13 protein-coding genes are annotated in these 15,923 nt (G+C 42.9%); 4 read left to right on the top strand and 9 right to left on the bottom strand.

Annotation, left to right across the window (positions count from 1 at the left end; translation table 11 throughout):
- The first annotated feature begins 41 nt into the window (after positions 1–41).
- Positions 42–1,814: a hypothetical protein gene (locus tag BMX95_RS03085; RefSeq protein WP_081198887.1), complete on the top strand. Its 1,773-nt coding sequence runs from the start codon at positions 42–44 to the stop codon at positions 1,812–1,814.
- Positions 1,815–1,887: 73 nt separating this feature from the next.
- On the opposite strand, the gene BMX95_RS03080 is transcribed toward BMX95_RS03085, so the two are convergent.
- Positions 1,888–4,062 (bottom strand): penicillin acylase family protein, encoded by a 2,175-nt coding sequence (locus BMX95_RS03080; protein ID WP_081198888.1) that lies wholly within the window; start codon positions 4,060–4,062, stop codon positions 1,888–1,890.
- 177 nt (positions 4,063–4,239) lie between these two features.
- On the bottom strand, positions 4,240–5,823 hold the full coding sequence (locus BMX95_RS03075) for an N-acyl-D-amino-acid deacylase family protein (protein ID WP_242673077.1): 1,584 nt from the start codon (positions 5,821–5,823) through the stop codon (positions 4,240–4,242).
- Between the two features lie 137 nt (positions 5,824–5,960).
- Between BMX95_RS03075 and BMX95_RS03070 the strand changes: the two genes are divergently transcribed.
- Positions 5,961–6,224 carry a hypothetical protein gene (locus BMX95_RS03070; protein ID WP_133053887.1) on the top strand — a complete coding sequence of 88 codons (264 nt, stop codon included), beginning with the start codon at positions 5,961–5,963 and terminating at the stop codon, positions 6,222–6,224.
- A gap of 90 nt (positions 6,225–6,314) precedes the next feature.
- On the opposite strand, the gene BMX95_RS03065 is transcribed toward BMX95_RS03070, so the two are convergent.
- Positions 6,315–6,503 carry a CsbD family protein gene (locus BMX95_RS03065; protein WP_081198890.1) on the bottom strand — a complete coding sequence of 63 codons (189 nt, stop codon included), beginning with the start codon at positions 6,501–6,503 and terminating at the stop codon, positions 6,315–6,317.
- An 88-nt stretch (positions 6,504–6,591) separates the two neighbouring features.
- On the opposite strand from BMX95_RS03065, the gene BMX95_RS03060 reads away from it, so the two are divergent.
- Entirely contained in the window at positions 6,592–7,383 is a 792-nt protein-coding gene (locus BMX95_RS03060; RefSeq protein WP_081198891.1) for a Cof-type HAD-IIB family hydrolase, read from the top strand.
- Positions 7,384–7,543: 160 nt separating this feature from the next.
- Here BMX95_RS03060 and BMX95_RS03055 read toward each other — a convergent pair whose 3' ends face one another.
- The 6 genes from BMX95_RS03055 to purN all read right to left on the bottom strand — a co-directional run bounded on the left by BMX95_RS03055 (position 7,544) and on the right by purN (position 14,128).
- Positions 7,544–8,089: a hypothetical protein gene (locus tag BMX95_RS03055; protein ID WP_081198892.1), complete on the bottom strand. Its 546-nt coding sequence runs from the start codon at positions 8,087–8,089 to the stop codon at positions 7,544–7,546.
- 47 nt (positions 8,090–8,136) lie between these two features.
- Positions 8,137–9,501, bottom strand: a complete 1,365-nt coding sequence (locus BMX95_RS03050) for a serine hydrolase (protein WP_081198893.1) — start codon at positions 9,499–9,501, stop codon at positions 8,137–8,139.
- Between the two features lie 94 nt (positions 9,502–9,595).
- Entirely contained in the window at positions 9,596–11,113 is a 1,518-nt protein-coding gene (locus BMX95_RS03045; protein ID WP_081198894.1) for a serine hydrolase, read from the bottom strand.
- 40 nt (positions 11,114–11,153) lie between these two features.
- Positions 11,154–12,446 (bottom strand): serine hydrolase domain-containing protein, encoded by a 1,293-nt coding sequence (locus tag BMX95_RS03040; protein WP_081198895.1) that lies wholly within the window; start codon positions 12,444–12,446, stop codon positions 11,154–11,156.
- Between the two features lie 270 nt (positions 12,447–12,716).
- Complete coding sequence (locus tag BMX95_RS03035) at positions 12,717–13,475, bottom strand: peptidase associated/transthyretin-like domain-containing protein (protein WP_081198896.1); 759 nt, start codon at positions 13,473–13,475, stop codon at positions 12,717–12,719.
- A gap of 62 nt (positions 13,476–13,537) precedes the next feature.
- Positions 13,538–14,128: a phosphoribosylglycinamide formyltransferase gene (purN, locus tag BMX95_RS03030; RefSeq protein ID WP_081198897.1), complete on the bottom strand. Its 591-nt coding sequence runs from the start codon at positions 14,126–14,128 to the stop codon at positions 13,538–13,540.
- A 438-nt stretch (positions 14,129–14,566) separates the two neighbouring features.
- Between purN and BMX95_RS03025 the strand changes: the two genes are divergently transcribed.
- Complete coding sequence (locus tag BMX95_RS03025) at positions 14,567–15,898, top strand: c-type cytochrome (RefSeq protein ID WP_081199868.1); 1,332 nt, start codon at positions 14,567–14,569, stop codon at positions 15,896–15,898.
- The last annotated feature ends 25 nt before the right edge of the window (positions 15,899–15,923 follow it).

The raw sequence follows: 15,923 nt of genomic DNA, 5'->3' as shown, positions 1-15,923 counted from the left end.
TCTTAAGTGCCTTTAGTCTTGTACAAATATAACATTTTTCAATGATTGCATACTATAAAGTTAATTCACAATATACACCTGCCGAAAGGTTCCTGGCAGAAAAAATTATAGAACTGGTTTATTATAAAACGCTTGACTCCCATAGGGTCAGGCTAAATAATCCGAAAGGGATCTTGCACGAAATTAAATATGTATTACGAGATTGGCATGCCAATAAGATTAAACACTTCGATAAAACAATCAGACCCGTTATTCTTGAAACATTACAACTATTAAAAAATGATACTGCACTGGTATATGGTAGAGTGAATAAATCCTATTTCCACGGATTATTAGGAGGATGTTCGGATAAGAATTATTTGCACTTATACCATGCAACTAATCTTGTTTTAGAAGCCAATAAAAATTATTTGGAGCGTCTTTTTGAGCTTATTGAAGCTGAGATCAATAGAATTAACACTATAGGTTCTACACCATTTGATGTTTCTGAGCTTTTTGTACTCAATACGCTTGTAGATTACTTAGGTACGGAATTAATAAATTATGGATTTTCTAAGGGGTTTTTATATGCCGAGCTTACCCATTTGTTTAGTGATGCTACGGCTAATCATTTTCAAGATGCATTTAATAATTTTAAACTGCTTGGTAGGGGGGAACAGGAAGATTTTATTGTGATTTTCCGATTAAATAAAATTGCAGGCAAAACTAAAAACATTGATTTAAAATCAAAACTTGAACTGGCAAAAGAGGAAAAGGAAAAGTATGTACTAATCAACAATAAATCAACCGAGTTTTTTGCAAAAGGGGAAGATGATTCTTATTATTTGAAAATAAATTTAAAAGGATGGGATTACTTGTCCGTAATAGAAAAGGCCAAGAAGGAATTATTTTCAACAATGGACATTTTGCATTTAGGGTTTCCAGACAATCCATTTGATTTTTACAAAAAGTGCCTGGTTATAGGATCGCAAAGAGGGCCATATGCCAACGTTCTACCTGTCAGCTATATTCCAGATGGATACTATAAAAATAATCAGGACCTCTATGATTTTCTGCAAGAAAAGATTACAAGGCTATCGGAGAAAAGAGAAATTCAGCGGGAGTCATTACAAAAAATTATTTCTGCGTTCAGGCATCTTCGATTAGGGAGGGATGCAGATGAATTAGAACAAAAATTTATTAATTACTGGATTGGCCTCGAATATATATTTTCAAACTATGACATTAACGACAATACCATAACCAGACTGAAGGAATACTTTATTCATGCCCATTCTATTGCTTATATAAAAAGAAATCTGACAGAATATTGCCAGGATATTCGAAGACTAAAGCTAAGTAAGGCAATACCTGATTTTGGTTTTAGCCTTCAATTTCTGACAGAGGTGTCTACCTTTGATTATATACTGCATAACTATTCTATTTCTCATCCTTTACTGTCGTTTCGGGCGTATTCCTATAAAAAATTTATTACAGACAAAAGTGAAATTGAAAGGTTAATATCTAAACACAGAAGTAATCTCGAGTGGCACCTGACTCGCTGTTACCGAATTAGAAATGAAATAGTGCATGACGCTGCAATTCATCTGAATATTGAATCCATTACGGGAAACCTTAAATATTATTTGACATTTATTCTAAACGGCCTTATTTCATACTTAGATGATATGCCTGTTGATGTTAACATGAATGGCTTTGTGTCAATTGAAGATTACTTTCTCTTACAGGAAATAAGATATAACAGTCTGCATAAATCCGGATTTAAATTGGATCAATTGATTGAAGAAACCAGTGCGACAGAGATTTTTGGATAGTGAAGTAAAAACGAAAAACGATTGATCAACTTCTTAATTTCTTACCCTTACTTCCTGCTTCTTACATCGGATTTTATTCCCCCGGCCTATACCTCCGCTCCGCATGCTTCAACACATCTTCCTTATAAAACAACACCTCCTTAAATATCCCCTTCGTATACATCTCGGCCTGATCACCGAAGTGTTTGGAGTTAGGGTCACCGCATTCACCACCGGCAAGCAATGATTTTGCTTTCACTTTCTTACCAAATTCAACCGCACAGATAAAACTGTTACCATTGTAGCCATATCTTTTTATAGAACCATTGGGGTACCGGCTCACGAAGGATGGTAAACAACCCCAGGTACTGGCTGCCATTCCCACAGGCAGGCTGGGTTTGTTGTCGTCGTATGTTTCCTGCAGGTTGCCGGTCAATCGTTGATAGCGGTTAATATCGCCCCAGGGCGTTTTCCAGGCGCCGTATCGGGTGGTCAGGTCATTAACGACAGAAAGCAGGTTACTGGTTAATTCAGCAGCTGAGGCGGTTTGGGCATAGGTGTGCACCCGGGTTACCAGGTCAGTCGCCGCGCTATTTACCCGAACCTGGTTGATTAGCGGTAACAATCTTTGGATCCACTCAATGGCCAGGGTAGTAGCAACAGAGGAAACGCCTGCTTTAAGGTCCCAGTTTTTTAAGATACTGATGGGCTCGGCCAACCTTGTATATACAGAATCGCTTTTTGACAGGCCTTTTTCATACCCATTAATGAGTGCGGGGATCAGTTCTTCAAATGCTGAAAGGGTAGTATTGTAACTGTTGGCAATGATAGAATCAATAGTGAACTTTTGTGCCCTGGCTAGTAGGCGTGCAGCAGTGATGCCACGGAAGTTTTCCGGCTCGGTTGACATATACGCCGGATACTGTTCTTTTTTCGGACTGCTACTACCCGAAGCAGTAAACGGCGTGGAATTACAATTCTGGATAAATCCACTGGCCGGGTTATACAGGTGAATGGTTTCATCCAACGTATGCAGGCCCTTCCAGTCAGTGGCTTTGGTAGTGCCATCAACGGGTTGGTTCCAATCGTAAGCAGTATCGCGGCGCGGAATGAAATTGCCATGCCAGTAGGCGATGTTCCCTTTGTCGTCTGCAAATACAGTGTTATTCGAGCAGTTCGATAACAACTCCATGTTCTTTTTGAAGGCTTCAAACCCATTTGCTTTGGTACGTACCCACGATTGTATCAGGGAACTCATGGAACGGTTGTTGGCCTTTACACTGATCCATTTACCGCCACGGCTGCCCATAATGGGACCATGTTGCGTGTACCAGGTATTGACGGTAGTTGTTTTTATCTGACTGCCGTCTTTGTAGCTCAGCGTTATGGCGCGTTGCTTTACCGGTAATTGTGCTTTATCGTATTGATAAAACAACTGTTTTCCCTTTTTGCTGATCGTTTCTGTATACAGATCAGATACATCTGAATATCCGGAAGTATGCATCCACCCGCAATGCTCATTGAAACCCTGGTAAACGAATAGTTGTCCCCAGGTTACTGCACCATAAGCGTTCAACCCTTCTTCGCTGATCACATGTACTTCGGGTCTGAAATAAAATGTTACATGCGGATTGATATACAAAATAGCATTGCCCGAAGCTGTACGCGATGGTGCCAGCGCAAACCCATTGGATCCGGTTGCTTCTTCGTCCTCTGTTCTTTTGGTTAGAACCGTGGTGGTGGGATCGTTGGTGTAAAATCTCTTTAATTCATCAACCGTTAACCCACCGCTTTGTATGGCTGCTATGCTGCCATCCGTCCACATTAATTGGAACCAGGGTTCAAAGCGGGTGAGCAGGGCGGGCTTTACTGCGGGATGTTTGTATAAATAAAAATTGATGCCATCTGCAAAAGCATTCAACAGTTTTTTTAACCACACGGGACTGTTTGCATAGTCGCTTTTGGCGCCGGCCGAATCTATCAGCAGCCGGGTATACAGATCAGTATACAGGTTTTTTTCGCCATACACTTCTGCATTTCGGCCTAAGATATCGATGTAGTTAGCTTCCACTCTTTTTAAATCATCTTCGCACTGGGCATACAGTAATCCAAAAACGCAATCGGCATCGGTTTTCCCATAAACATGAGGGATACCCCAGTTATCACGGATAATATTAACCTGTTTTGCCTGTAGTTCCCACCGGTTTATTTCTTCTTTGGTTTGGGCGGCCAAAGAAAGTGGGAGTAGGAGGAGTAGGATGAGCTTCATAGTATAAAGTTATTAAAAAGGCTGTTCAAAGTTCCGGGGAGAAATTACACTTCGTCCCACCATTTGCCCTGAGCCGTCCCAACAGTTTCCGAAGCCCGTCCCATTTTGGGTTTACCAATGCGGGTATAGGGTATCTTTGTATTCGTATACGGCAGTTCTTTGACTTATGGGAATAATTTAATTGGGTTGAACCTTCGCTGGCCCATATAAGGGAATTCCACTTCGTACGCCGGTATGTTTCCCATTCTCAACAACCAGCTGACCATTTACCAACACATAATAAAAACCGGTTGAGTATTGGTGTGGTTGTTCAAACGTGGCATGATCACTCACGGTTTTATCATCAAAAATTACGATATCGGCTGCCATGCCTTCTTTCAATAGCCCCCGGTCTTTTAGCTGGAACTTTTGTGCTGCCAGTGAGGTCATTCGGCGGATGGCTTCTTCCAGGGTGATCACCTTTTCTTCGCGCACATACCTGCCCAGCACCCGCGCATTGGTGCCATAGCCCCGGGGATGCGGCATGCCTTTACCCGGAACCGGAACACCGGCATCGGCGCCACTCATACAAAAGGGATATTTCATGATGTATTTTACATCATCCTCATTCATGCTGTGGTACACCATCTGGGCACCGCCTTTCTCCACCATATCCATTATGGTTTCGGCTTCCTGAGGGGCTTTTGATCTACGGCCCATCAGCTTGTTGATATCGGTAATGCTTTTGCCGTTATAGCTGCTGTCGGCCGGATAACTGGCCACCACACAATAGCTGTAATTTTTGAATTTGTATTGCTGCAATTGCTGCAGCATTTCTTTTTTGATCTGTGTTCTTACAACGGGATCATGCAGCCGTATTTTTAGGGAATCGTTGCCACCCGCAAATGCCCAGTCCGGCAGGCGAACACCCAGGTTGGTACTGCTGGCTGTATAGGGATATTGATCTATGGTTACATCCCAGCCTTCCAGCCGGGCCTGTTGTACCAATCCTAACGTGACGTTGCTGGTGCCCCAATTGGCTTTTCCGCCTATTTTAAAGTGCGAAATCTCCACGGGGATATTAGCTGCTTTCCCTATTTTGATGGCTTCGGTAATGGCTTCTACTGCCTGGCTTTCTTCATTCCGGATGTGTGAGGCGTAAACACCGTTGTAACGCGATGCCATCTTTGCCAGCCCAACCACTTCCTCGGTATTGGCAAATGTGCCGGGAATATAAATAAGCCCGGTGCTGAGGCCGACAGCGCCATCCTTCATGGCTGTTTCTACCAGCGATTCCATTTGTTGCTGTTCAGTAGAGGTGGGCAGGCGGTTATCGTGGTGCATAACCTGATCGCGAATGGTATTGTGCCCTACTAATGAAGCAATGTTGATGGAAGGATGCAGGCTGTCTATGCGATGAAAAAAGTTTTGCAGGTTGGAAGAAGAACCGCCACAGTTGCCGGTAATAACCGTAGTAACACCATCATAAATATAATTATCGGCAGTAGGCCATTGAAAAATGGCGCCTTCCACATGCCCGTGTACATCAATAAAACCGGGAGCAATGATCATTTTGTTGGCATCGATGATTTTAGGAGCGGCATAATCGGCGAGTTTTCCTATTGCTATTATTTTGCCATTCTTTACCGCTACATCCCCATAAAACCACGAGTTGCCGGCCCCATCAATGATGCGGCCATTTTTAATGAGTATATCACAGGCGTTTTGGCCAAGGCAGGTAGTGCCTGCAAGCAGCATACAGGCAATCAATAATTTTCTCATGGTCTCTAAATTACCAAACCATTTTTACATTTTGGGCTGCGTTTTTATGCGGGCAACAGCAGTGATGTTGCCAAATTTCCACAACCAGACAACAGGCTGGAATGATTATTTCAGCAGGTAGAGGAAAAGATATTCTTATGAAAAAGAATAATATCTTATACCAGCTGCTGACCGGTATTGCCATCTATGGATGCATGTATTGCGGAAATGGTGGTGAAAATAAAGGCACAGCGGGATCTGATTCAACTAACAATATAAGCGATTCAATGAATGCGGTGAATCATGTTGACCCTTCCAACTCTTATCCGCAACCGCCGGTTACCGGTAGTAACCAGGACAGCAGCCGTACAAAAGATTCAAGCAGCAAATTGAAGGACACCCAAAACAGGCCAGGGTATTGATAACTAATTTACTTACTTCATGGTTGGTTTTGTATAAAAAAGAAGGAGCTGATGTGATGCCCCTTCTTTTTTTATTTGTTGAAATAAGTGTTAGCCTAATGATTTGAGCCATTTTACCAGGTCATCGCGGGTTTTACCCGTTTTTTCCTGCATACGGCCTATCCATTCATCATCTTTCCCTTCTTCATATTTGATATCATCGTCTGTTAGGTCACCAAAGGCTTGTTTGATCTTACCTTTCCACTTATTCCAGTTGCCTTTAATTTCTAATTTATCCATAATCTGGTGTTTGGTACATCAGTTAAAAACATGTGCCAGCATTTGTTCTATTGGTGCTTAAGCTTATTTTTGCCAAAAAAGGGACAGATTGAAACAGAACATCCAGGCTATTTTCTTTGATATTGATGGCACCCTGATCACCACCCAAAAAGCTGTATCCAAAAATGTAACTACTGAAATACAACGAGTTCAACGTGTTTACAAAACACCCATGTACTATATTTCAGCCCGCATGCCCAAAGGGATCAATACGGTGGGCAGTCAGCTGAAATTGAATGAGCTTGTTATAGCCTATACCGGGGCGCTTATTTTGGATAATAATAAAATCCTTAGAGAATCTCACATTACTCCGGACATCAGTTCCAGAATTATAAAAGATGTGACGGATGCCAATATAGAATATGTAGGACTTTATTCTTATAACAACTGGTATGTGAATGGTGATAATTACTGGACGCAAAGAGAGATCCTGGGAACAAAGGTGCAGCCCGACAGAATGGATATAAAAGATTTTACCCCGGGAAATATCCATAAGATCATGCTGCGCGATACGCCTGAAAAGATCAGCGTGATCGATGAAAAATTACGCGCTCATGGCGACGTGAATGTTTTCAAAACAAGGGATACCACCCTGGAGATCTTTGATACCTCCTGCTCAAAAGCGGTTTCAGTAAAGTTTATGTCCGCCCATTTTAATATCCCGCTGCAGGATATGATGGCCATTGGCGATAGCGAAGGAGATAAAGAAATGATCCAAACGGTGGGGTACGGAATTGCAATGGGAAATGCGGAGGAATCAATAAAAGAAATTGCTTTCGATGTTACTACTTCTAACGATGACGATGGAGTAGCCAATGCCCTGAAAAAGTACTTTCCATAGGGATAACGACCTGTAAGGTCCATCATTTGAGCCAGAATAAGTATTAGGCTTAATTGGACCTGACAGGTCTGGTGCTTCTTACAATAAACCCGACCTGTCAGGATCGCATAAACCCACTGGTCGTTCAGCACTCAATGGCGAACCTTACAGGTCTGACTTTTTAATCAGTTGTTGCGCCTTTTTCCCCTATAAACCATTGTTCTTTATTTCTGAACAATACGTTGAAGGTGGTTAATGAACCATAGATGCGGGTAATGTATTGTTGCAGGTTCACTTTGTCTTCATCACTTAATACTTTATGTGCATTGATCTGTTGTTCCAGCACGCGCAGGCGATCGCGCAGCATCACTATTTTATGAAAGAAGACATCGATGGGCACTTCTTTGCCTTTCTGCGTTTTATCGGCCGGTTGTAGAATCATGAGGCCGTTTTTCCAACGGTCGCCAAGGGGAACAATTTCCTGAAAACCGCCCCACAGGCGTAAGACCTTCAGCAGCGATGCTTCTACTTCACTGTTTGTTTCTATTTCTTCCGTAACATTTTCCGGAATGATCTCTTCCAGGCTGCTGTCGTTTTTATCGATCTCTTTAATGCCATGATGTATGAACGAGATCAGGTAGGTTGCGTACCTGATACCTACAATTACACCGGGGCCATGTTGCCGGTGTTGTAAACGCGTGCCGATGCCGAGGTTAAGTTGATCCATATTGCAATTTACTAATCGTGTTTGAAAATTGATCGGGGCGTTACAATCTATTTGATCTTCAAATGGGGCACCTTACGTTTATTGAAATACATCAGCACGTCTGTTATCTTTCCATTACCATCACGTTCAAACTCCAGCTGGCAGTTGGACTGCTTCGTAAAGAAGAAATCTTTCTTTTCTTCAAAGAATTTATAAGGTTGTCCGTTATTAAAGACGGCCTGCAGTTGATTGTCTTTAACGGTAACATCAATAACAAAACCGGCGGTACTGTCCATTTTATAGGTGCCGGTGTATTGGGGTAATGCAGCGGGGTTCGATCTAACAGCTACCCTGGGAATATAATAGACGGTGCTGGACCCTTCATAGATCTGTAAAAGAGGCACGGCAATAGCATTCAGTTCAGCATCAGGATTTTTATTGCTACCATAATCGTTACTGAGTACAATAATGCAGCTGTTGTCTTTCAAGCCACGAGACATCAGGGAACTAAAACCCATGATACCACCAGTATGGCCCAGGTTTTTCCCTTGTGGCCAGTCTCTTACATACCAGCCATAGCCATAACCTCCCTGGTAAGCCGTATAAGCCTCTTCCTGCGATTGTTGACTGATAATACGATTTTCCATTAATGCCTTATGATACCGGAACAGATCGCCTGCTGTTGTATAAATGCCACCGGCGGCATAAGCAGCGCTGGAATCTGCTATCCGGCCCGGGATATGTACACTGTCATTCAATACATCGTAGCCAATTGTTTTATAGAGGCTTTGCAGATTTTTCCAATCAAATCCTGAATGCATCATGCCGGCTTTGTTGAAGATGATGTCGCGTACGTTTTGTTCATAGGGCTTGCCGGTTACTTTTTCAATTAGGTAACCAAGTACAAAATAATTGGAATTGCTGTAATTGAAATCGCTGCCAGGCGAAAACTCCAATGGCCGCTCTTTTATGTAATTCCAGAAGTTTTTTTGGGTGTATGGTCTGAAGGCGATGGATTCAAAGAAATGGTCCTGGTTGCTGTATTCTGTAATGCCGGATGTATGGTTTAGCAGGTTTTTTATAAGGATCTTATACCCGTTTGTATATTCCGGAAAGTATTTACTAAGATTATCGGTCAGTTTTAATTTACCCTGTTCCTGCAAATACAAAATCACTACTGCGGTAAATGATTTGGTAAGGGAACCAATGCGGAAAAGCGAATTGGTGTCGTGGAGTATATGATGGTCATAATCACGCCAGCCGTATCCCTTTGCAAGTAAAATGCTATCGTGACGTGTTGCCAGTATAACGCCGTTGAAGAGTTTGGCCTTGTAAGCGGCGTCCATGTATTCTTCCAGCTTTTCAGCGGTAGTTTGGGCGCGTAAGGCCTGGATTAAAAAGAAGGCAGGAGCCAATAAGTATAATGGTTTCATGATAAGAATTAGTTTACTGTAAGAAACTCATTCTTGCCCTTATTGGTCCTGCCCCGCAGGTTAATTAAAACCTAAAACCGGTTAAATATTACAGTTACTTTTTATAAAATTCGTAGGTAGTATATTCCACATAATCGGCCGACATGGTTACCGACTTCACTTTGCCATTGGAAGTAGTAAATGGCCATTCTTTTATCCCATACTCCGGTTCACTAAAGGTGGCCAGAAAGCGGTTGCCGCCCAATGCTTCCAGGGTGGCAAAACGACCCTTATGATGTTCAAAACGTGCAATGAGTTTTCCGTTTTCCAATGCAATGGTCATTTTACCATATACACTATCCTGATAATTACCGGCATAAGCAGGAACAGGCAGGGTAGTGGCTGGTTTCATGGCAATGGTATCCCGTTTTTCCTGTAACCATTGCTTATCTTCCTGTTCCCCTTTTTCAGATGCAGTTATCCCTTCCTGGCTATAATTATGATAAGGCAAACCCAGGTAAGCATCCAGGATCTCGTCTCTTAAGTTCTCATAAAAGTTGTTGGAGTCGGTATTTGTTAACACGATTATACCCAGGTTTTCCTCCGGTACCAGCGTTACACTGCTTACAAAGCCGTTAGCGCCTCCGGTATGCCAGACGATCTTTCTGCTATTATGATCATGTAAAAACCAGCCTAGTCCATAAGTTAAAAAATGCGCTTTGTTGAACCGGGCGCTTACATTACTGATTATTGAATTGGATGACCAGGTTTGTGTTCTGGCTTCTGTGGGTATAACCTGTGTGTTGTTGTATTTTCCATCATTCAATAAAGCCATTACCCAATGGCTCATATCATTTATGCTGGAAGAAATGCTGGTAGCCGGCGCCAGATTGTCCAGCCTGCCGTAATATGTTTTTTTCAGCACGCCCTGTTGCACCGTATGACCGGTTGCTTTATTGGCAGCGGTATGTATATCCTTTGCCAGGGCCAGCGTATTGTTCATGCCCAATGGAGTGAACAGGCTGTCTTTAAGAAACGCAGCCCACGAATGACCGGTAACTTTTGGTATAATGTCACCGGCTGTTAAAAACGAAGCGTTGGAATAACCCCAACGGCTACGATAACTGTACAATGGTTTTATGCGACCGAGTTTTTCCCGTACTTCTGCTGCGGTTAGATCTGAATCCCAAAACATAAAGTCGCCCTGAAAGGTGGCGAAACCCAGCCGGTGCGAAAGCAGGTCGCGAATACTTGCTTCTTTGGTAACCCATGGATCGTATAGTTTAAAATCGGGTAACCATTTTATAACGTGATCATCCAACGATAATTTTTTATCGGTTGCCAGCATGGCCAGCGCGGTAGCAGTAAAGGCTTTTGTGTTGGAGCCGATCATGAACAGGGTGTTTTCATCTACCTTATCTGCAGCGCCCATTTCTTTAACGCCGAATCCTTTCATCACTACCACTTTCCCGTCTTTTACAACACAAACGGCCAGGCCGGGTATTTGCCAGTTTTTCAGGGCATGTTGCACATAGGTTTCCAAACTGTCTTTGATAAACGAAGGGGACTCCTGGGCAAAGCTGGTTGTCATAAATAACAAACAGCCTGCTAACAGGGTGTTACGGATTTTCATGGTTGTAAGGTTTGTTAAGGTAAATGAAAGTGCCTGATGCTTAGTAATTCATGGCCTGGTATACCATTACTTTGTACAGGTTACCCAGGTTGCCCCAGCTGGTGGGCCAGATATTACGATATACCAAGGCGATCAGTTTTTCTTTTGGATCAACCCAATAGGTGGTGTTGAACATCCCGCCCCATTCAAAGGTGCCTTCCTGCGTAGGTAATACGGCGCTGCCTCTTTCGGTGGTAATACCAAAGCCAAGACCGAATTTATTAGGCCCGCGGCTGAGGTCACCGATCTGATTCATCGTCATCATGCGCACACTGTTATGGCTCAGCAGGCGTTTGCCATTGTATTCACCGCCATTCAACAACATTTGCAAAAAGATGGCATAATCATATACCGTTGAAGAAAGGCCGGCACCGCCTGAATAGTAGGTACCATTCATGTTGGGATAATCGCGGTACATTTCTCCATACAGGCTTAATTTCTCTGGCATTTTCACCGGCAGTTTGGTATTGGTGTCTTCGGTGTACATCATGGCCAGTCTGTTTTTTTTATTTTCAGGCAGGTAGAAATAGGTATCCTTCATACCCAGTGGGTCGAAGATGCGTTTCTGAAAGAAGTCTTTCAGGTTCATGCCCGATACTAACTCAACCAGGTAACCCAATACATCGTCGTTTAATCCATACGTCCATTTTTCACCGGGTTGATGAAACAGGGGCAGGCCGCCGAGTATTTTCATTTTATCGGCCAGTTTAAACTCGGGTATGCCAATACCGCCTACTACTCCGGCTTTATAATAGATGTTTTTGGCTTCTGTAGTACCTATCTGTGCATAACCCAATCCACTGGTATGCGTTAGCAGATCGCGGATAGTGATCTCTCTTTTAGCTGGAACCGTGGTATAGGTTGTATCTGCCTTGTTGTACTTATCCAACACTTTTGGGTTCTTAAACTCGGGAATGAAAATGGAGATAGGATCATCGAGCATGAATTTGCCTTCTTCATACAACATCATTACGGCTACGCTGGTAATGGCTTTTGTTTGGGAGGCGATGCGAAAGATGGCATCTTTTTGAAGGGGAGCTTTGGTGTCGAGGTCGTTATAACCAAAGTTTTTATAATATACAATTTTGCCATCATGAACGACCATGGCGACAGCGCCGTTCATCCGGCCTTTGTCGACATATTCTTTCAGTACGGTATCGATGCGGGTTAATCGTTTTGTCGAAAAACCGCCGGCTTCGGGTGTAGCCGCCATTGTAAGTACCGGATGGGCGTTTTGGGAAAAGGAAATGGTAGCGAGGAACAATAGGGCAATTGTACTAACAATCTGTCTCATCACTTTCGATCATGTTTAGTGACGGAAGTTAGTAAATAGTTACCAGTTGCAGGTTTCAGGTTGCAGGTTTCAGGGAGTTAAAAAGCAGGAAATGTTGAATAAAGATGTGAGGAAAGGTAGTTAGTTAACATTGGAAGTTGATGGAATGAATAAAGTGTGAAGCAAGGCAAATTCGGCGACTGGTAACCGGCAACTGGCGACCGGTAACTTGTAACCTGAAACTTGTAACCTGTAACGGCCCTTACTATAACGTAACAACCAATCTACCTGTCAATTATCTTCCTTGCGCAATTCACCCATTATCTGTTTCCACTTCATGAATCTATCATAGCATTGTTTAATGTACGATTGCAATTCGTAGTCGGTGGCTGTTTCAACCAGTACCAGATCGGGTCTGTAGCGGACCATAAAAGTGTCCAGCTCGGCGCCTTTGAGCTGGGTAAGCCGGATAACGAGTGCCCGGCTGAAGCGGTGGTCAATATATTTATCTTTTTCCTCTGCTACCAGCCGGTCGCGGAAGTTGGCCATCCGCCGGTTCTTTTTGAAGTTGAATACATCAACGAGCTGGTCGAGGTCAACACCCACAGCGGCGTTTTGGGTATTGGGGTGAACGATGCCAAGCCCGGGCTTTTTGTAGTTGAAAACCTTGGCATATTCTTCCCGGTTGGCGAGTGAGTCAAGGTGGTAATTGCGTTGTTTTACCATAATGGGCCTCAGCTCGGTAACATTTACGTGCAGGGAAATTTCGAAATTCTGCTGGTTGGGAATGGCAACCACGGGGTATTTGGGAGTGCCTTTGTTTAAGTAAGAGAACCAGATCGAGTCGGATTCCTTAACATATATAGTATACCGGCCCAGCGAGTCGGTTTGGGTCCCTGAACCACCGGTACTTATCACACTTACTCCCACCAGGGGCACCTGTTGGGTCATGTCGAATACTTTACCTTTAACCTGCACCTGCAGCTGGCTAAAGCCAGCGAGAGAACCGGAAACCAGTAAGATTAATAATATGTACCGCTTTAAAGTCAAGTTTCGGGGGGTTTAAGATTGTGATATTATGCAAGAAAACGATAAAAATCTGCTCTGTAGATTTATTTAACACGATTTTGCAGGTCTTCAATCACTTTTTCTACGATAACGGGGTAATGCTCGTGTTCCAGTGCATGAATTTTCTGTGCCAGCGAATCGGCGGTATCGCCGGCTTCAATGGTACAACGGGCCTGGAAGATCAATTGACCATGGTCATATAATTCATCGACATAATGGATGCTGATACCGCTTTCGGTTTCTTTGGCAGCAATTACTGCTTCATGCACAAAACGGCCATACATGCCTTTGCCGCCATAATTTGGCAACAGGGCCGGATGTATATTAATTATGTGTTGAGGAAAGGCCTTAACTAATTGAACAGGGACTTTCCATAAAAATCCTGCTAATACAATAAAATCAACATTATGTTGTTTAAGTTCCTCGACGTAGGCATTGCCTCTGAAGAATTGTTCTTTTTCTATTAACAAAGAAGGGATCTTTTCATTTTGGGCAATAGTTAATACGCCAGCGCCTGGTTTGTTGCAAACGATTAATGCTATTTTAATTTGGGAATGCTTCTGGAAATAATCGATCAGCTTTTGAGCATTCGATCCTGCCCCCGATGCAAAGATGGCGACGTTAATAGTCTGCATATTATTAATTATCTACGTTATTAGTTCTTGGTTTGGTTAAGAAGTTAACACTATCCTTCGATCTGTTACCGATCAGTTTCATGCGTTGCAAAATTGCCGGTAATGGCAAAGACACACAGTTTGAAAAAAGCTGGGTGGCATTGACGCGTCATTTTTGTTTCAATGGATGAAACGAACGCAAAAGTGCAGGAAATATTTGGGGTGAAGAAAAGTCAATTTTATCATCAGTTTACGAGATGCGAAACTTTAGTTGTCAACTTGACAAAAGCATGACATTTCTGACTGAACCATTTTAGCGATGGGGGTAAAATCGGCTGAAACCCACGCCCAGCCTACATTAAAAAAATTTTAAACAGGTTGTGATTTTGTTAATTTCCTGACTTATTTTTGCACCCAATTCGGGAAATTTTTCCACATAATTTCATCATATCCAGCAATATGATTGATCATAGAGCAACAGTTAAGCGAATCCTCTTCAGTGCATTGTTCTTTTTATTATTGTCGGTCGGAAACAAGTTATCAGCTCAGGACGGAAAGGCGATTTTCCAAAATAATTGCGCCTCATGTCACTCTGTTTTCAAAGATCTGACTGGCCCTGCATTAGGAGGTGTAACATCACGTGGCCCCTGGACCGACCATAAAAAATTGTATGAGTGGGTTCACAATCCGTCTAAGTTCATGGCTTCAGACCCGTATACAGCAGGGTTGAAGCAGAAGTTTGGCGGCGTAGTAATGACTTCTTTTGATGCATTGTCTGAGAAAGAGATCGATGCCGTTATCGACTACGTAGAAAAAACTTTTAAAGCCGGTCCTCCAACATCCGGTCCACAAGGCACACCTGGTGCCGGTGGTGCACAGGTTATCGACGAAAAAGACAATTCCATTTTATATGGAGTGTTGACCCTGATCCTTGCGGTAGTGGCCCTGATCATGCTGCAGGTGAACAGTAATCTTAAAAAACTGTCCGATGATAAAGATGGTCTTCCTTCTTACGAGCCCATCCCATTCTATCGCAACAAATCTTACATCACTATATTAGTACTGGTGTTGTTTGTAATAGGCGGTTTTTATATAGTGAAAGGCGCGATCGGTTTAGGCCGCAGCCAGAACTACCAGCCAGAGCAACCTATCTTCTACTCCCATAAAGTACACGCTGGTGTAAACCAGATCAACTGTTTGTACTGTCATGGTGGTGCCATGGAAGGCAAACATGCCAATATTCCTTCAGTGAATATTTGTATGAACTGTCACATGACCATCAGCGAATACAGTGGTACTGCAGGTAAACTGTTCCGTGAAGACGGTACAGAGGTAAACGGTACAGATGAGATCAAAAAGATCTATGCAGCTGCCGGTTGGGATCCTGCTAAAAAAGCGTATAAAGAAAACGCCGGTCATGAAATTGCCTGGACTAAAATCCACAACCTGCCCGACCACGTATTCTTCAGCCACGCTCAACACGTGAATGCCGGTAAAGTACAATGTCAAACCTGCCATGGTGAAATCACCAAAATGGATGAGGTTAAACAATTTGCTGACTTAAGCATGGGTTGGTGTATCAACTGTCACCGTACAACTAAAGTTAACTTTGGTGGCAAAAGCGGTGAAGAAGGCAACAAGTTCTATAGTATCTACGAGAAATTCCATGATGATCTGAAGACTCACAAGAAAGTGAATGAATTTGGAGATACTATAACAGTTGCAGCAGTAAGAGACAGTATAACTGTAGCAGATATCGGTGGTTTAGAGTGCCAAAAGTGTCACTATTAATATAGCGTACACCGATTGGCTAAGT

Origin of the sequence: Niastella yeongjuensis, assembly GCF_900110245.1 — a bacterium.
GTDB lineage: Bacteria > Bacteroidota > Bacteroidia > Chitinophagales > Chitinophagaceae > Niastella > Niastella yeongjuensis.
Note: the sequence above shows the minus strand (reverse complement) of the source record. Positions and strands in the feature narration are given on the sequence as shown.